19 protein-coding genes are annotated in these 15946 nt (G+C 68.0%); 13 read left to right on the plus strand and 6 right to left on the minus strand.

Annotated features, from left to right (window positions below):
* The first annotated feature begins 152 nt into the window (after window positions 1–152).
* From ACRDUX_RS25825 to ACRDUX_RS25835, 3 genes are read left to right on the plus strand one after another with little or no spacing between them, the layout of a single operon-like run.
* Entirely contained in the window at window positions 153–797 is a 645-nt protein-coding gene (locus ACRDUX_RS25825; RefSeq protein ID WP_526417867.1) for an HNH endonuclease signature motif containing protein, read from the plus strand.
* Between the two features lie 26 nt (window positions 798–823).
* On the plus strand, window positions 824–1045 hold the full coding sequence (gene ctaJ, locus ACRDUX_RS25830; protein ID WP_526417869.1) for an aa3-type cytochrome oxidase subunit CtaJ: 222 nt from the start codon (window positions 824–826) through the stop codon (window positions 1043–1045).
* Window positions 1046–1058: 13 nt separating this feature from the next.
* Window positions 1059–1511, plus strand: coding sequence for a DUF5130 family protein (locus tag ACRDUX_RS25835; protein ID WP_526417901.1), 453 nt, complete (start codon window positions 1059–1061; stop codon window positions 1509–1511).
* A 170-nt stretch (window positions 1512–1681) separates the two neighbouring features.
* Here the strand turns inward: ACRDUX_RS25835 and ACRDUX_RS25840 are convergent, their stop codons facing one another.
* Window positions 1682–1822 (minus strand): hypothetical protein, encoded by a 141-nt coding sequence (locus ACRDUX_RS25840; protein WP_526417871.1) that lies wholly within the window; start codon window positions 1820–1822, stop codon window positions 1682–1684.
* A gap of 346 nt (window positions 1823–2168) precedes the next feature.
* The gene (pepN, locus tag ACRDUX_RS25845; RefSeq protein WP_526417873.1) at window positions 2169–4739 is read right to left on the minus strand and encodes an aminopeptidase N; all 2571 of its coding nucleotides are present in this window, start codon (window positions 4737–4739) and stop codon (window positions 2169–2171) included.
* Window positions 4740–4836: 97 nt separating this feature from the next.
* On the opposite strand from pepN, the gene ACRDUX_RS25850 reads away from it, so the two are divergent.
* From ACRDUX_RS25850 to ACRDUX_RS25865, 4 genes are all read left to right on the plus strand, one after another.
* Complete coding sequence (locus tag ACRDUX_RS25850) at window positions 4837–5457, plus strand: mycothiol-dependent nitroreductase Rv2466c family protein (protein WP_526417874.1); 621 nt, start codon at window positions 4837–4839, stop codon at window positions 5455–5457.
* Between the two features lie 127 nt (window positions 5458–5584).
* Window positions 5585–6985, plus strand: a complete 1401-nt coding sequence (locus ACRDUX_RS25855; protein WP_526417876.1) for a purine-cytosine permease family protein — start codon at window positions 5585–5587, stop codon at window positions 6983–6985.
* Window positions 6982–7428 (plus strand): nucleoside deaminase, encoded by a 447-nt coding sequence (locus tag ACRDUX_RS25860; RefSeq protein WP_526417878.1) that lies wholly within the window; start codon window positions 6982–6984, stop codon window positions 7426–7428. The genes ACRDUX_RS25855 and ACRDUX_RS25860 overlap by 4 nt, the downstream gene beginning before the upstream one ends.
* Window positions 7425–8384: an isopenicillin N synthase family dioxygenase gene (locus tag ACRDUX_RS25865; protein ID WP_526417880.1), complete on the plus strand. Its 960-nt coding sequence runs from the start codon at window positions 7425–7427 to the stop codon at window positions 8382–8384. Before ACRDUX_RS25860 ends, ACRDUX_RS25865 begins: the two co-directional genes overlap by 4 nt.
* A 6-nt stretch (window positions 8385–8390) precedes the next feature.
* Here ACRDUX_RS25865 and ACRDUX_RS25870 read toward each other — a convergent pair whose 3' ends face one another.
* Window positions 8391–9131, minus strand: a complete 741-nt coding sequence (locus tag ACRDUX_RS25870; protein ID WP_526417882.1) for an SDR family oxidoreductase — start codon at window positions 9129–9131, stop codon at window positions 8391–8393.
* A gap of 111 nt (window positions 9132–9242) precedes the next feature.
* On the opposite strand from ACRDUX_RS25870, the gene ACRDUX_RS25875 reads away from it, so the two are divergent.
* On the plus strand, window positions 9243–9782 hold the full coding sequence (locus ACRDUX_RS25875; protein WP_526417884.1) for a TetR/AcrR family transcriptional regulator: 540 nt from the start codon (window positions 9243–9245) through the stop codon (window positions 9780–9782).
* Between the two features lie 18 nt (window positions 9783–9800).
* Here ACRDUX_RS25875 and ACRDUX_RS25880 read toward each other — a convergent pair whose 3' ends face one another.
* The gene (locus ACRDUX_RS25880) at window positions 9801–10748 is read right to left on the minus strand and encodes an aldo/keto reductase (protein WP_526417886.1); all 948 of its coding nucleotides are present in this window, start codon (window positions 10746–10748) and stop codon (window positions 9801–9803) included.
* An 82-nt stretch (window positions 10749–10830) separates the two neighbouring features.
* On the opposite strand from ACRDUX_RS25880, the gene ACRDUX_RS25885 reads away from it, so the two are divergent.
* Genes ACRDUX_RS25885 through ACRDUX_RS25900 form a run of 4 tightly spaced genes read left to right on the plus strand, consistent with a single transcriptional unit; the run spans window position 10831 to window position 14411 of the window.
* The gene (locus ACRDUX_RS25885) at window positions 10831–11382 is read left to right on the plus strand and encodes a TetR/AcrR family transcriptional regulator (protein WP_526417888.1); all 552 of its coding nucleotides are present in this window, start codon (window positions 10831–10833) and stop codon (window positions 11380–11382) included.
* A 30-nt stretch (window positions 11383–11412) separates the two neighbouring features.
* Window positions 11413–11886 carry a ribose-5-phosphate isomerase gene (locus ACRDUX_RS25890; protein WP_526417889.1) on the plus strand — a complete coding sequence of 158 codons (474 nt, stop codon included), beginning with the start codon at window positions 11413–11415 and terminating at the stop codon, window positions 11884–11886.
* Window positions 11887–11889: 3 nt separating this feature from the next.
* The gene (locus ACRDUX_RS25895; RefSeq protein WP_526417891.1) at window positions 11890–12684 is read left to right on the plus strand and encodes an Fpg/Nei family DNA glycosylase; all 795 of its coding nucleotides are present in this window, start codon (window positions 11890–11892) and stop codon (window positions 12682–12684) included.
* A 41-nt stretch (window positions 12685–12725) separates the two neighbouring features.
* Window positions 12726–14411 (plus strand): cation:proton antiporter, encoded by a 1686-nt coding sequence (locus tag ACRDUX_RS25900; protein WP_526417893.1) that lies wholly within the window; start codon window positions 12726–12728, stop codon window positions 14409–14411.
* Here ACRDUX_RS25900 and ACRDUX_RS25905 read toward each other — a convergent pair.
* Complete coding sequence (locus ACRDUX_RS25905) at window positions 14408–14698, minus strand: DUF1330 domain-containing protein (RefSeq protein ID WP_526417895.1); 291 nt, start codon at window positions 14696–14698, stop codon at window positions 14408–14410. The two genes, ACRDUX_RS25900 and ACRDUX_RS25905, sit on opposite strands and share 4 nt — an antisense overlap.
* Window positions 14699–14707: 9 nt before the next feature.
* Complete coding sequence (locus ACRDUX_RS25910) at window positions 14708–15553, minus strand: DUF1542 domain-containing protein (RefSeq protein ID WP_526417897.1); 846 nt, start codon at window positions 15551–15553, stop codon at window positions 14708–14710.
* A 138-nt stretch (window positions 15554–15691) separates the two neighbouring features.
* Here ACRDUX_RS25910 and ACRDUX_RS25915 point away from each other — a divergent pair.
* On the plus strand, window positions 15692–15946 hold a 255-nt coding region (locus ACRDUX_RS25915), incomplete at its 3' end, for an amidase family protein (RefSeq protein ID WP_526417899.1).

Raw genomic sequence — 15946 nt, forward strand, 5'->3', positions numbered from 1 at the left:
GGTCCGGTGGGCGGGAGCGGAGCGACGGGGGACGCTGCACCCACGGCAAACACGGCGACGTCACCGGAAGTTCATCGAGGCGACCTGCGAACACGGCAGGAATTGTCGTGCGATCGGTACAGATCCGTGGTCCACTGTTTTCTGGAGGACGTATGTCGCAGCGAAGGAGGAGCCGCGGGCATCTGACCGCGGCTGGTTCATCTGGGCCGTCAGTGCTTGCTGCGCGCTCGCTTCCCCTCTCCGGAATCGACGCCCGACCACCCATCACCGACGGCAGCGTCTGGGGCCGTCGACGGGTGCTCCTGCTGAACTCCACCTACGAACCCCTTGCCGCGTTGCCCGCCCGGCGTGCCGTCATCATGCTGCTGTGCGGCAAGGCCGACGTCGTGCACGACGACCCGAACGGGCCGGTGATCCACTCCGCGACGCGGGCGATCACGGTGCCGTCGGTGATCCGGCTTCGATCCTTCGTGCGGGTGCCCTACCGGGCGCGGGTTCCCATGACCCGCGCGGCACTGATGCACCGCGACCGGTTCCGCTGCGCGTACTGCGGCGCCAAGGCCGACACCGTCGATCACGTGGTGCCGCGTAGCCGTGGTGGCGAGCATTCCTGGGAGAACTGCGTCGCGGCATGCGCGAACTGCAATCACCGCAAGGCCGACCGGCTGCTCGCCGAGCTGGGTTGGGCGCTGCGTTCGGTACCCGTTCCGCCGAAGGGGCAGCATTGGCGGCTCCTGTCGTCGGTGAAGGAACTCGACCCCGCGTGGGTGCGATACCTGGGTGAGGGAGCGGCTTGAGTGGCCATTGAGATACGGTTTGCGACGTGAGCATCGCACTGACCCATTCGCTCCTCGGCGGGGTTCCGCTGCTGTTGACGTTGGTACTCGCGTTACTGATCTATCGGCGCAGGGGCCCGCACCCGGTGACCTACAAGATGACCGACGAGTGGACGCACGCCCCGATCCTCTGGGCGTCCGAGGAACCGGCCGATCACGGCCATGGTTCGCACCTGACCGTGGGAGGTGGCGCAAGTGGCAAGTGGTGACCATTCGACCGAGCTGGCGACGGTCAGCTCCGAGGCTCTGCCCTACGGCTTCGCGTACACCACCAGCGGGCGCATCTCCGGAGTCACCGAACCCGGTGAGCTGTCGGTGCACTACCCGTTCCCGGTCAAGGACCTCGTCGTTCTGGACGATGCGCTGAAGTACGGCTCGCGCGCGGCCAAGGCACGCTTCGCGGTGTACCTGGGCGACCTCGGTGCGGACACCGCGGCCGCGGCGCGCGAGATCCTGGCCAAGGTGCCCACGCCGGACAACGCGGTGCTATTGGCCGTCTCGCCGAACCAGAAGGCCATCGAGGTGGTTTACGGGTCGGAGGTCAAGGGCCGCGGCATCGAGGAAGCCGCACCATTGGGCGTCTCGGCGGCTGCGGCGTCGTTCCAGGAGGGCAACCTGCTGGACGGGCTCATCAGCGCCGTGCGCGTGCTGAGCGCCGCCGTCTCACCCCGCTGACTCTTTCCCTGCGCTTCCTTTCCCTGCGCTTCCTTTTCCTGCGCGAGCGTGCGTGTCTGCTCGCGACATGCCGCCGAGCATCGGCATTTCACGCACCCTCGGCGGTGACTGCGCCGGGAAACGACGAAGCCGGTGACCTCGTCTGGTCACCGGCTTTGGAAGCTCGTCGGTCAGCTGTTCTCGTCGTGCCGCTGAGCGATCGCCAGCAGCTCTTCACGCACCGTTGAATCGGGAAGTGCGTGGATCCGCGCGTAGAGGCGGCGCCGGTTCATCGTGCGCGTCAGGTCTGACCGCAACTGCGCGAAGGACATCGTTCTCACTCCTTGGTTGTGCTCCGGATCACAGAGCAGGGGTTGCTGTGTGCCCGTCGAAACGAGGATCACCCCTTCGGCGGACTACTCCATGATCCGTGTTAACTCCGTGTAAATCAAACTCTGACGTGTGATTTTGCGCTCACCACGGGCTCAAGAACATGGCCGACCGCCGTCCGCGATCGACGCGGGGCGCACCATGTTGCGGTTCTGATTATTTGCTGTGACCCGCCCGGCGCCTTCCGCGAAATAGTATTCCCTGTCGTTGAGACCGTTCGGTCACGACAGGGAATGCTATTTCGGCGGGCCCAATGTCGGCGGGCCCAATGTCGGCGGGCGGTGGGGTCTAGCTGACGTCGAACGCGCGCGCCCGCAGCGCCCGCTCCACACCCGCCCGGCCCTCGATCACCAGCCGGCGCAACGCGGGCGGCACCTCACCGGCCAGGAATCGGTCGGCAGCCTCGAGGCCCGCCTGGCTGACGTTCGACGAGGGGTACAGCCCGATGACCACCGTCTGGGCGACCTCGCTGGACCGTCGCTCCCACAGCTCGGAGATGGCGTCGAAGTACTTCGCGGTGAACGGCTCGAGCAACGCAGCCTGGCCGGGCTGGACGAATCCGCCGACGATGGCGCGGGTGGTGACGTTGGCGAGGGTGTCGTCCTCGACCACCTGCTGCCACGCAGCTTCCTTCACCGCGGCCTGGGGTCGAGCGGCCGAAGCCGCCGCCGCATTGCGCCGTCCCGCCGCCGTGGGATCGCGCTGTGCCTCGGCGTCGATGAACGGCGTCGCGGTGCCCTCCTGGTCGACGTCGCCGCCGGCCGCGAGTGCGACGACCAGGCGCCACCGCAGATCGGTGTCGATGCTCAGGCCTGCGAGTCCCAGCTCGGCCGGATCGGTGTCCAGAAGCGCCGCCAGCACCGCCGTGTGACGCAACGACAGCGCCGACGTGGACAGCGCGTTGACGTAGGCCAGCTGGTGATCGGAGCCGGGCTCGGCGCCGCGGGCGAGCTCGAGGAGCCGGTCGGCGAATGCCGGCCATCCCTGCGAGCATGCCCAGTCCGGGTCGGCGTAGGCGTTGAGCGCGGTCTGCGCCTGCAGCAACAGACGTTGGGCCACGCCAACTTCCGTCTCGGCGTGCACGCCGTTCTTGACCAGCTCGACGAAGTCGCGGGCCTTCAACTCGGCCTCGCGGGTCATCTCCCATGCCGCCGACCACGCCAGCGTGCGGGGCAGCGACTCGGCGATGTCGGCGACGCGGGTCAGCACCGTCTGCAGTGACTCCGGATCGAGCCGCAGCGAGCAGTACGTCAGGTCGTCGTCGTTGACCAGGATCAGCTTTCCGCGCGGGACGCCCTGCAGTGCAGAGACGTCTGTGCTCGCTCCGTCGACGTCGAGTTCCTCGCGGTGGGTGCGGACCAGCTTGCCGTTGCCGTCGTCGTCGTAGATGCCAACGGCCAGCCGGTGCACGCGGGTCTCGCCGGCGCCAGGCGTGGCGCCGCTCTGATCGATCGCGAAGCGGGTGAAGGCGCCGTCACCGTCGACGTCGAAGTCGGCCCGCAGCGTGTTTAGCCCGGCGGTCTTCAGCCACTGGCGGCCCCACTGTGAGAGGTCGCGGCCCGACGACTTCTCCAGCGCGCCAAGCAGATCGCCGAACGTGGCGTTGGCGAAGGCGTGGTCGCGGAAGTAGTCGCGCAGGCCGGCGAGGAACGCTTCGAGTCCCACGTAGGCGACGAGCTGCTTGAGCACGCTCGCGCCCTTGGCGTAGGTGATCCCGTCGAAGTTCACCTCGACGGCGTGCAGATCGGGGATGTCGGCGGCCACGGGATGCGTGGACGGCAACTGGTCCTGCCGGTACGCCCACGACTTCTCGACGTTGGCGAACGTCGTCCACGCGTGCTTGTATTCCGTTGCCTCACTTTGGCACAACACCGAGGCGAACGTCGCGAAGGACTCGTTGAGCCACAGATCGTCCCACCACTGCATGGTGACCAGATCACCGAACCACATGTGCGCCATCTCGTGCAGCACGGTCTCGGAGCGCCGCTCGTAGCTGTAGCGCGTCACCTTGCTCCGGAAGACGTAGTCCTCCAGGAAGGTCACCGCGCCGGCGTTCTCCATGGCGCCAGCGTTGAACTCGGGGACGAACAGTTGGTCGTACTTGCCGAATGCGTATGGCACGCCAAAGTTCTGGTGGTAGAAGCCGAAGCCCTGCTTCGTCTCGGTGAAGAGCCGTTCGGCGTCCATGTACTCACTCAGAGAGGAGCGGCAGAAGATGCCCAGCGGGATGTCGCCGTGATCGTCGGAGTAGACGTCGTCCCATCGCGCGTAGGGGCCCGCGATGAGGGCCGCCAGGTAGGTGCTCATCCGCGGCGTTGTCTCAAACGTGTGCACCCCGTCCTCGACGCTGACGGTGGCACCGTTGGAGATGACCTGCCAGTGCGGGGGCGCGGTGACCGCGACGTCGAAGGTGGCCTTCAGATCGGGTTGGTCGAAGCACGCGAACATCCGCTTGGCGTCGGCGGTCTCGAACTGCGAGTAGAGGTAGATCTCGTCGTCGACCGGGTCGGTGAAGCGGTGCAGGCCCTCGCCGGTATTGGAATACCGGCAGTCGGCGTCCACGACGACGACGTTGTGCTCGGCCAGGCCGGCCAGGGGCACGCCGGTGGACTCGTCGTAGCCCGAGACGTCGATGTCGACGCCGTTGAGCGTGGCGCTACGAACGGAGTCGGCGGCAATGTCGATGACGGTGTCCGAGCCGGCCAGCGCGTCGAACGTCACGGTCGTCGTCGACCGGAAGGTGTGTTCGCCTGGCGCACCGCTGCCGTCGGTGAGGTCGAGGACGATCCGGTAGTTGTCGATGGTGACGAGCGCCGCGCGCTCGGCCGCCTGGTCGCGAGTGAGGTTGGGAAGTGCCACGTCGGCCAAGCCTAGACGCAGACCGGGAACACAGCCGAGGCGTGCATAGTTGTGCTGAACGGAGCTCTGCCCACTTGCCTGCCGAGAGGATTTGATGATGGCCAAGAAGGATGTCGCCGGTTTCTGGTTCGACCCGCTGTGCCCGTGGTGCTGGATCACGTCACGCTGGATTCTCGAGGTCGAGAAGGTGCGCGACATCGAGGTGAACTTCCACGTCATGAGCCTCGCGGTGCTCAACGAGGGCCGCGATCTCCCCGAGCAGTACCAGGAGATGATGAAGAAGGCGTGGGGTCCCGTCCGCGTCGCGATCGCGGCCGAGCAGGCCAAGGGCAACGAGATCCTCAGCCCCCTGTACACCGCGATGGGCACCAAGATCCACAACCAGGGTTACCGGGAGACCGACCCCGACTTCACCAAGGTCATCGCCGAATCGCTCGAAGAGGTGGGCCTGCCCGCCGAACTGGCCGAGGCGGCCACCAGCGACAAGTTCGACGACGAGCTGCGCAAGAGCCACCACGCGGGGATGGACGCGGTCGGCGACGACGTCGGCACCCCCACCATCCACGTCAACGGCGTCGCGTTCTTCGGCCCGGTGCTGTCGCGGATCCCGCGCGGTGAAGAAGCCGGGAAGCTGTGGGACGCGTCGGTGATCTTCGCGGCGTATCCCCACTTCTTCGAGCTCAAGCGCACGCGTCACGAGTCGCCCGAGTTCGACTGACGGTTCTGACGCTGGTGCCGGGTGCGCTCGCCGGCATCAGCGTCTTCCACACGTTCACCTGGTCTTCGCGAACGGCTAATCGGCCATTCCGGTTGCGGGCCGTCGGCGCAACCACCACGGTGTATCCATGACAGCGACCGAGCCCACCACCGACGGTTCCTACCGCAACAAGATCGTCGCGGTCGAACCCGGTGGCAACGAGTTCATCGCGGAGGAAGACCGGCACGGGAAGCCGAGTCAGCTGTTCTGGACCTGGACGTCGCCGAACCTCGAGTTCGCGACGATCTTCGTCGGGGTGCTCGCCGTGGCCGTGTACGGCATGAGTTTCTGGCAGGCCGTGTCGGGCATCGTCATCGGCACCGGGCTCGGTGCTGCCGCCCACTACCTGTTGTCGGCTCGCGGCCCGCTGCACGGCGTGCCGCAGATGGTGCTTGGCCGGTTGGCGTTCGGGTTCAAGGGCAATGCCGTGCCCGCGGTCCTGATGTCGGTGACGGCCGGAGTGGGCTGGTTCGCGACCAACAGCGTCAGCGGCGCATACGCATTGGCGGCGCTGTTCGGCGTCGGTCCGCTGATCGGCCTGATCATCATCGTGCTGCTGCAGACGGCGTTCGCGTTCTTCGGCCACAACCTCGTCCAAGCATTCGAGCGGTGGTCGTTCCCGGTGCTCGCCGTGACCTTCGCGGTCGCCTCGGTAGCGATCCTCACCAAGTCGCACTTCGACGCACCCGCGCTGGAACCGTTCGTCGGCGACGGCTCCATGGGCGGCTTCCTGCTCACCGTCGGCACCGCGTTCGGCTACGCCGCGGGCTGGACGCCCTACGCTGCGGACTACACCCGCTACCTCCCGTCGACCGTATCCACGGCGCGCACCGGACTGTTCGCCTCCGCCGGGCTGTTCTCGTCCTGCGTGGTGCTGGAGATCGTCGGCGCAGCCTCGGTCACGATCGGGCCCGCGCTGTCGGACAACCCCACCGAGGCCTTCACCGGCCAGCTGGCGTCGCCGATCGCGAAGGCGACACTGCTGGCCATCGCGATCGGGGCGATCGCCGCCAACTCGATCAATATCTACTCCGGCGCAATGGCATTCGTCACGATCGGAGTCAAGCTACCCGCACACATCGCCCGCGCGCTGGTCACGGCGTTCTTCGGGGTCGCGGGTTTCCTGGTGGCCTGGTGGGCACTTCCGGATGCCGCGGCCAGCTACGAGGCGTTCCTGCTCATCATCGCGTACTGGATCGGGCCGTGGCTCGGTGTCGTGTTCGCCGATCAGTACCTGCGGCGTGGCCAGAGGATCGCCGGCTTCCTGTACGACCGGTCCTACGCCAACTGGGGCGGTCTGTCGTCGTTCGCGATCGGCCTCGTCGTGTCGGTACTGTTGTTCTCCAATCAGGAGAAGTTCACCGGCTACATCGCCAGGGGCGTGCCCCAACTGGGCGACATCACCTTCTTCGTCGGCTTCCTTCTGGCGGGCGGCCTGTACCTGCTGGCCTGCAAGTCCAAGATCACGACCGAGCGCGAGGCGGTATGACACCCGATCAGATGCTCGACGTCGCCGTCGACGAGGCCCGAAAGGGTCTGTCGGAGGGCGGGATACCGATCGGTGCCGCGCTGTTCTGCGCCGACGGGGTGTTGCTGGGCAGCGGGCACAACCGCCGGGTGCAGGACGACGACCCGTCGGTGCACGGTGAGACCGACGCGTTCAGGGCAGCGGGCCGCCAACGCGACTACCGCTCGACGATCATGGTCACCACGCTCTCGCCCTGTTGGTACTGCAGCGGCCTGGTGCGCCAGTTCAACATCGGTGCCGTGGTGATCGGCGAGGCTCGGACGTTCAGCGGTGGTCACGACTGGCTGGCCGAGAACGGCGTGGCGATAACGATTCTCGATGACGAGCGGTGCGTGCAGATGATGACGGAGTTCATCGGGGAGCGCCCCGAGGTGTGGAATGAGGATATCGGAGTGTCGGAATGAGTGTCATTGCGAAGGTGGACATCTCGCGCTGGCGCGCCGGGGGAGCGGCTGCCGACGCCGTCGCCACCGAGGTCGACGAGAGTCTGCAGCAGGCGGGGTTCATCCTGGTGACCGGTCACGGTGTCGACCCTGAGCTGGCGGCCGCGGTGCGCAGGGCCAGCCGTGCGTTCTTCGCCAAGCCCGACGCCGTCAAGCAGCGCTACTCGGTGCTGGTCGGTGGGCACGGTTGGATCGGGCCGGGCGCCGAGGCCAACGGCTATGCCGAGGGCACCGAGACGCCCCCGGACCTCAAGGAGAGCTACAGCCTGGGCGCCGAGACGGCGACGGGCGATCCCGGGGTCGACCGAATCTGGTTCGCCCCCAACGTCTGGCCCGCCGAGGTGCCCGAACTGCACGCGCTGGTGTCGCAGTACACCGCCGCCGTGCGTCGCCTGTCGGATGACCTGCTCGCGCTCTTCGCACACGCGCTCGGGCTGCCCGCCAATCCGTGGGCCGAGCTCGCGAGCCGTCCCACCTGGACGATGAACATCAACCACTACCCGCCCGTCAGCGTGGTCGGTGAACCGGAGCCCGGCCAGTTCCGCATCGGCCCGCACACCGACTTCGGTACCGTCACGGTCCTCGATCGTGAGCCGGGAGCCGGTGGGCTGCAGGTCTATTCGGACGCCGAGGGTTGGGCGGACGCCCCGTACGACCCGGCCGCGTTGACGGTCAACATCGGCGATCTGCTGGAGTACTGGAGTGGAAGGCGTTGGCCGTCCGGCCGGCATCGGGTGTTGCCGCCGCAGCCCGAGGCGCCCGAGGAGGACCTGGTGTCGTTGATCTATTTCTACGAGGCCGACCACGATGCGCTCGTCACACCACTGGAGCCCCCGATCGGAAGGGTGTCCGGCCTGGAACCAGTGACGTCGTCGTCCTTCATCAAGGAACGCCTCGACGCCATCTCCGTTGGCTAGCGGCCTCTACCCCTGGACCGTGGGTCTGATCGAGAGCTCGCCGATCTCGACCTCCCAGGGCTGCTCGACGACGAACTCGACTGCCCTCGCGACCGCGTCCGGGTCGAGCGCGAACGCTTCCATCCCGCGGCCGATCTCGGCGCGGATGGCCGGGTCGGTGATGGTGTCGCCGAACTCGGTGCGCACAAACCCCGGCGAGATCGCCGTGGTCTTCAGCGTCCCGTCGGTGGACTCCTGGCGCAGCCCCTCCAGGACGGTGCGGACCGCGTTCTTGGTGGCAGCGTAGACCGCCATGGTCGGGACGATCTTGAGCCCGGCGGTCGAGACGATGGTGACGAAGTGGCCGCGCCCCTGCTCCTCGAAGACGGGGAGGGCGGCGTCGATGCCGTGCAGGACGCCGCGCAGATTGACGTCGATCATCGCGTCCCAGTCCGCACGCCGACGAGCGGCCATCGGTGAAATCGGGCCGATCCCCGCGTTGCTGACCAGCACGTCCAGCCGGCCGTACCTGGACACGGCGGTAGCGACGAGCCGTTGCAGGTCCTCGGCGCGGGTGACGTCCACTTCTGCAGTGCAGGCGCGACCTCCGGCGGCGCGGAGGTCTGCGGCCAGCGCCTCGAGGCGGTCCACGCGACGGGCCCCGAGCACCACGGCGGCCCCGCGGCTCGCGAGCCGCCGTGCCGTTGCGGCGCCGATCCCACTGCTGGCGCCGGTTATCGCTACCACCTTGTCGTCGAGCGAAACCATCGTTAGCCTCCTGAAGCAATACGGACAAACTGTCCACTTCATCAAAGCGGACAATTTGTCCGTTTACAAGTGGCGCGGTCAGGTCCGTGGTCGAGGAGTGGGGGAGGCGGGATGTCGGAGCGCACCGATGCGGCGCGGAGCCGGGCCGTGATCATCGAGGCCGCACGCCACCTCATCACCGAGCCGGGAGAGCTCAAGCTCAGCGCGGTCGCGAGGCAGGCCGGAGTGGGGCAAGGCACGCTCTATCGTCACTTCGCCACCCGTGACGAGCTGGTCCGCGCGCTCTATGACCGGGAGATCGACGAGCTCGTCGCCCTTGCCTATGCACTGCTCGACGAGCATTCACCCGATGAGGCACTCAAGCGGTGGTTCACCCAACTGGCGGCCTACGCGCGGGTGAAGTTCGGAGTGATCGCCGCCGTCGAGGCCTCGGTGTGGCGCGATATCGGGGCGCAGACGCTTGGCAAGCTCGGCGACGCGCTCACCGCCCTCCTCGCGGCTGGTCGCGAGAGCGGCGTGCTGCGCGGCGACGTCGACTCGCGTGACGTGATCCTGCTGTCATGGTTCCTCGCCCACGTCGAGGAACACGAGTGGGCCGAGCGGACCCCGCGCCTGCTCGCCGTACTGCTCGACGGCCTGACGGCCCGCTAGAACGCCGGCGTCGCCACGTCAGTGGCGTTCGTCGAGGAACGCCTCGACGCCGAAACCGTTGGCCAGCGGGTCCGTCGCGGGGTCGTAGACGGCGTCGAGCCGGCCCAGCGCGTCCGGATTCAACACGATGTCTCCCGCGCCGAGGTTCTCCTCGAGGTGACCGATCGAACGGGTGCCAGCGATCAGCAACGTGTAGGACGTGTGGGCCAGCAGCCAGGCGAGTCCGATCTGCGACGGAGTGGCGCCTAGTTCGTCGGCGATGCCGAGCACCACCGGATCGGCGGCGACCTTCGGGAAGCCGGGGAACGACGACCCCAGCGGGAAGTAGGGCACCCACGCAATGTTCTCCGCCACACAGAGATTCAGCAGGGCTTCCTGTGACCGGTTGAGCAGGCTGTAGGCGTTCTGCACGCAGACGATGCCCGCAGGGAGTGCTCGGCGAACGATCTCGAGCGGCACGCTGCTGATGCCGATCGCGCCGATCTTGCCTTCCTCGCGTAGGGCGATCATCTCGGCCAGTTGATCGTCGAGGTCGACGATCTGGTCGCCGTCGGCCTGCAGTCCCGGGCCGAGGTCGAGACGTCGCAGGTTCACCACGGGGATCCGGTCGAGTCCGAGGTGCTCGAGATCGGCTTCGACGGCGGCCCGCAGTTCGGCCGGCTTCTGCGCAGGGGCGAGCGGAATGCGGCCTCCGCTGACGCTGCGCGCTCCGACCTTGCTGACGATGACGAGGTCGTCCCGGTAGGGCGCCAATGCGGCCCGGATGCGACGGTTCACCTCGCCGTCGGAGTAGAACGATGCGGTGTCGACGTGGTTGACGCCGAGCTCGACGGCGCGGCGCAGGAGGGCCACCGCGTCCTCGGTCGGCGTCGTCTCGGGACCCAGCTGCATGGCACCGTAGCCGACGCGGGCGACCTCGAACTCTCCGATCCGGGCCCGACCCCCTGGGTGTGGTGTTTCCGTCATGGCGCTCCTTGATGGGATACTCGACAAAGACGGAGGAACCTCCGCTTAGTCCGAAGATAACAGAACCGGAGGTGCCTCCGCTATGGCGCGAGTTCGGGCCGATGCGCACCGCAACCGGGAGCGTCTGCTGGCCGCGGCGACAGCCGCGTTCACCGCCGCAGACGGCACCGCCGTGTCGCTCGAGGCCATCGCGCGCGAGGCGGGCGTCGGCATCGGCACCCTGTACCGGCACTTCGCCACCCGTGACGCACTCATCGAGGCGGTCTACTGCACCGAGCTCGCCGAGGTGGCGGCATCGGCGGGCGAACTGTTGGAACGCCACGCGCCGCTCGTCGCGCTGCGCCGCTGGATGGACCGCTACGCGGCGTTCGTCGCGGCGAAGCGCGGGATGGCCGAGTCGCTGCGGGCGATGTTCGCCGCAGGCACCGTCAAGCCCAGCGACACCAGGGACAGCGTGCTCGGCGCCGTCGAAACCCTGCTGAACGCAGGCAGTTCGGATGGCAGCCTGCGGTCCGACGTCCGCGCCGAGGACGTCGTCACCAGCCTCATCGGGATCTTCCTGGCCAGCCACTCCGCCGCGCAGGCGCACCGGATGCTCGACCTTCTTCTCGACGGTCTGGTGGCAACGCGGTGAGGCCCTGGCAGAGAAAGTAGTGTGACCGCCATGCGCGTCTACCTCGGCTCTGACCACGCCGGATACGAACTCAAGCAGGCCATCGTCGAGCACCTCGAGTCGGGCGGCCACGAGCCGATCGACTGCGGTGCGTTCACCTACGACGCGGAGGACGACTACCCGGCCTTCTGCATCGCCACCGCGGAGAGGACGGTGGCCGATCCGGACAGCCTCGGCATCGTCATCGGCGGCTCCGGCAACGGCGAACAGATCGCCGCCAACAAGGCGCCCGGCGCCCGCTGTGCGCTGGCCTGGAGCGTGGAGACCGCGTCGTTGGCCCGCCAGCACAACAACGCACAACTGATCGGCATCGGTGCACGGATGCACACCGTCGCCGACGCGCTCACCTTCGTCGACGCGTTCCTCACCACCGCGTGGTCCGAGGCGCCGCGCCATCAGCGCCGCATCGACATCCTCGCCGAGTACGAGACGACTCACGCCGCACCGCCGGTGCCGGGCGCCTGAGGGATGCCAGAAGGGCACACCCTCCACCGGTTGGCCAGACTGCACCAGAAGCGGTTCGCCACCGCGCCGGTCATCGTGTCCAGCCCCCAGGGGCGCTTCGAAGAGGCCGCCTCCGCGGTCAGCGGCCGGGTGCTGCGCAGGGCCGAAGCCTATGGCAAGCACCTGTTCCACCACTACGTCGGCGGACGGGTCGTCCACGTGCACCTCGGGCTGTACGGCACGTTCACCGAGCGTGCCGTGCCCATGCCCGAGCCCGTCGGTCAGGTACGGATGCGGATGGTTGGGGCCGAATACGGCACCGACCTGCGCGGGCCGACCGCCTGCGAGGTGATTCACCAGGGCGAGGTCGACGAGATCCTCGCAAGACTGGGGCCGGACCCGCTGCGTCGGGCTCCCGACCCGTCGCGCGCGTGGGCGCGAATCGCCAAGTCCCGCAGGCCGATCGGTGCGCTGTTGATGGATCAGGCCGTCATCGCCGGCGTGGGCAACGTGTACCGCAACGAGCTGCTCTACCGTCACCTCATCGACCCGCACCGACCGGGCACCCACGTGAGCGACGCAGAGTTCGACGCCGCCTGGACCGACCTGGTGGCCCTGATGAAGGTCGGCGTGAGCCACGGCAAGATCGTCACCGTCAGGCGGGTGGACGACAAGGGTCCGCCGTCGTATCGGCCGGGCCGTCCACGTACCTACGTGTACCGCCGCGCGGGGGAGCCGTGTCGGGTGTGTGGCACGGCGATCCGGACCGAGGCGATGGAGGCGCGCAACCTGTTCTGGTGTCCCACCTGCCAGGTGTAGCCCGCGCGGCGGCGAACGGCGTTTGACGGGACAATTGGCGGGTGGAACTCATCCTGGTCGTCGTCGGGGCCATCGTCGTCACCGCCATCGCGCATCGACGCGGGCTCGAACCCGCCCTGATCATCGTCGTCGTCGGTATCGCGGCATCGTTCGTGCCTGGCTTCGAAGCACCAGAACTGGATTCGCACATCCTGCTGACGGTGGTGTTGCCGCCGCTGCTCTACTCCGCCGCGCTGGACTTCTCGTTCCCGACCTTCCTGCGCAACATCCGACCGATCCTCGGCCTCGGCGTCGGGCTCGTCGTCGTCACCGCGTTCGCCGTTGCCGCGGTGTCCTCGTGGCTGGTGGTCGTGCCGCTGACGTTCGGCACGGCGCTCGTCCTCGGCGCGATCGTGGCCCCGCCCGATGCGGTGACGGCCGTCGCGGTGGGCCGCAAGCTGGGCCTGCCGAAGAAGGTGATGGCCATCCTCACCGGTGAGAGCCTCATCAACGACGCCGCCGCGCTGACGCTGTTCTCGATCGCGGTCGCGCAGGTCGCGGGCAGCCACACGTTCATCGAGAATCCGTTTCTGCTGTTCAGTTACAGCGCCGTGCTCGGGCCGATCGTCGGTGCCGCGCTGGGATTCGTGACGCTGTGGATTCGCAAGCGACTGGCCAATGCCGGCCTGGAGACGGTGCAGGGGCTGGTGGTGCCCTTCGCGGCGTTCATCGCTGCCGAGGAACTGCACGCGTCGGGTGTGTTGGCCGTCGTCGTTGCGGGGTTCGTCGTCGGCAACGGCGCTCTCGGCGCGGGTTATCAGACCCGGTTGCAGGAGCGCTACGTATGGAACTCGGTGGACGTGCTGCTCGAGGCGTTCGTGTTCGCCTACATCGGTCTGCACCTTCGATTCGTGTTGGAGGATCTCCGGGAGGCTCACGAGTCACTGGCCGAGGTCGCCATCGCCGCGCTGATCGTATTGGTCATCGTCATGCTGATCCGGCCACTGTCGGTGTTGGTGATGTTCGGTCGCAGCAAGCTCTCGAGCCACGTCGAGAACAGGCTGAGCGTCCCGGCTCCCGAGCGCGGGGGCCGGGGCGCGCTGGGCACCCGTCGGCGCGGTAAACCGCCGGGCAAGCGGCGCGCGCTCGTCGACCGCCGGTCGCTGACGTGGCAGGAGAACGTCGTCGTGTCGTGGACCGGAATGCGCGGCGTGGTCACCCTCGCCGCGGCTGCCGCCATCCCCGTGACGACGGCGGCGGGCGAGCCGTTTCCCGAGCGCGCGACCATTCAGGCGATCGCGTTCGTCGTCAGTGTCGGCACGTTGTTGATCCAGGGTGCGACGCTGCCGCTGTTGATCAGTCGCCTGCACCTGTCGGAGGACGAGGGTGCCTTCGAACGTGAGGAGACGCTCAAGGCCGAACGGGTGGTGCACGAGGCCGCAGACGCGGTGCTGGCCGAGTTCAGGTCGAATCCACCGGAAGGGCTGGATCCGCGAGTTCTGCTCGAGATCCGCAACACCATTGCCCGCCAGTCGCAGGACGCCGACGAGATGCCCGACCCCGCGACGCGCACCCAGCGGGCTGAGGTGTTTGCGACGCTCTACCTCGACGTGCTGAAGGCGCAACGATCCGCGCTGATCGCCGAGCGCGACGACGGCCGCATCGAGGATGAGGCTGCGCGGGCCATGCTGGAGCGCCTCGACCTTCAGGAGGCCGGGGTGTCGGCGCGGCTGGAGAGCCGGCTCTAAACACCCTCGACGAACAGCAGGCGCCGCGTCAGCGCCCGGTCGCGGAGGGCGAGCGCTTCCGCATATGCCGCGGAGGCGTACCACCGTCTAGCGGTGTCCATGTCCGGGAACTCGACGATGACCAGTCGCCGGCGGGGCAGGATCTCGTCCTCGACGGCGTCGGGGACGGCACCCCGGACCAGATAGCGGCCGCCATGCTCCTCGATGGACGCCGCGGCCAGTGTCCGGTAGCGGTCCGCGAACGATTCGTCGAGGATCTCGACTTCGGAGACGACGTACGCAGCCATGACTTAAGGCTAGAAGCCGCCGAAGTCGCCGCCACCGAAATCGCCACCGCCACCGAAATCGCCACCGCCGCCGAAATCGCCACCGCCGCCGAAATCCCAGCCGCCGCCGCCGTCGCTACCCCCGTCACCCCAGCCGCCGTCCTGCCCCATCTGGTCGCCGGCGCCGTCGAGCTGGCCCTGGTCGAGGCCGTCCTGGAAGCCGTCGCCGTAGCCGTTCTCGAACCCTTGCGCGTCGTAGCCGACCCCGCCCATGCCGGAGAACAGCGTGCTGAACAGCAGCACCGAGCCGACACCCCAGGCACCAGCCACCAGGGCGGGCTTCCACCACGGCTCGGAGTACCAGCCTGCGGGTACGGGCCTGCCTGCGACGCGACCGCCGGGGTAGTAGTTCGGGGTGCGTTGCGACGGGGTGGGCGAGGCCTCGATGTCGCGGCCCTCGTACTGCACGCGGCGGTCCTCCGTCACGGTGCCTGCGGCATTCTGTCCGGAGAGCGACTCGAGCTCGGGACCGGGATCCATCCCCATCGCCGCCCGCGCCGCGCGTACGTAGTAGAGCCCTTCCATGGCGCTCTCCTTGGCGAGCAGCGCCTGTCGGGCGGTGGTGGCCTGGTCGATCTGCGACCCGGCGGCGTTGAAGCGCTCGGAGGCGTCGGCCAGCGCCTGCTTGGACGCGTCGTCGGTGCCGGTCAGGTTGATCACCTGCCCACCGAGCCGGTCGATGGTGCGCCTCGCGTCAGCCTTCGCGTCGTCGAGGGAGGCGGCAGTGCGCTTGCCGGAAGCCTTCGACGTGGCGTAGACGGCGAGCCCGATGGCTGCGACGAGGATGACGATGAGTACGAGCAGGGCGCCGGTCATGGCGTCCAGCGTACCTACAGGAATAGGCATCGAATCGGTCCGCGAATCGGCCGATCTCAGTCGGCGACGGGTGCCGCGGCCCGGGTCGTCGACGATTCTCCGGATGCGGTCCGGGCAGTCACCTTCCAGACTGTAGCGATGCCCGACGCCGAACTGTGCTGGACGCCCGCCACCGAGCTCGCCGACGCCGTGCGGGGAGGTTCCATCACGCCCACGGAGATCGCGACCGTGTTCGCCGACCGGATCGAAGCCGTCAATCCCCAGCTCAACGCCTATATCCATTTCGACCGCGACCAGGTCATCGACGATGCCGCGACGCTGCAGCAGGAACGGGCCGAGGGCAGGATTCGAGGGCCGCTGCACGGTGTTCCGTTCTCGATCAAGGGCCTGACC

Source organism: Mycobacterium sp. (assembly GCF_050701675.1).
Taxonomy (GTDB): domain Bacteria; phylum Actinomycetota; class Actinomycetes; order Mycobacteriales; family Mycobacteriaceae; genus Mycobacterium.

Coding starts and splice junctions, on each gene's coding strand:
- ACRDUX_RS25905 (WP_526417895.1), bottom strand. CDS start 14,698: ATGGCTGCGTACGTCGTCTCCGAAGTCGAGATCCTCGACGAATCGTTC.
- ACRDUX_RS25910 (WP_526417897.1), bottom strand. CDS start 15,553: ATGACCGGCGCCCTGCTCGTACTCATCGTCATCCTCGTCGCAGCCATC.
- ACRDUX_RS25840 (WP_526417871.1), bottom strand. CDS start 1,822: ATGTCCTTCGCGCAGTTGCGGTCAGACCTGACGCGCACGATGAACCGG.
- ACRDUX_RS25860 (WP_526417878.1), top strand. CDS start 6,982: ATGACACCCGATCAGATGCTCGACGTCGCCGTCGACGAGGCCCGAAAG.
- ACRDUX_RS25870 (WP_526417882.1), bottom strand. CDS start 9,131: ATGGTTTCGCTCGACGACAAGGTGGTAGCGATAACCGGCGCCAGCAGT.
- ACRDUX_RS25850 (WP_526417874.1), top strand. CDS start 4,837: ATGGCCAAGAAGGATGTCGCCGGTTTCTGGTTCGACCCGCTGTGCCCG.
- ACRDUX_RS25875 (WP_526417884.1), top strand. CDS start 9,243: ATGTCGGAGCGCACCGATGCGGCGCGGAGCCGGGCCGTGATCATCGAG.
- ACRDUX_RS25895 (WP_526417891.1), top strand. CDS start 11,890: ATGCCAGAAGGGCACACCCTCCACCGGTTGGCCAGACTGCACCAGAAG.
- ACRDUX_RS25885 (WP_526417888.1), top strand. CDS start 10,831: ATGGCGCGAGTTCGGGCCGATGCGCACCGCAACCGGGAGCGTCTGCTG.
- ACRDUX_RS25865 (WP_526417880.1), top strand. CDS start 7,425: ATGAGTGTCATTGCGAAGGTGGACATCTCGCGCTGGCGCGCCGGGGGA.
- ACRDUX_RS25880 (WP_526417886.1), bottom strand. CDS start 10,748: ATGACGGAAACACCACACCCAGGGGGTCGGGCCCGGATCGGAGAGTTC.
- ACRDUX_RS25825 (WP_526417867.1), top strand. CDS start 153: ATGTCGCAGCGAAGGAGGAGCCGCGGGCATCTGACCGCGGCTGGTTCA.
- ACRDUX_RS25855 (WP_526417876.1), top strand. CDS start 5,585: ATGACAGCGACCGAGCCCACCACCGACGGTTCCTACCGCAACAAGATC.
- ACRDUX_RS25890 (WP_526417889.1), top strand. CDS start 11,413: ATGCGCGTCTACCTCGGCTCTGACCACGCCGGATACGAACTCAAGCAG.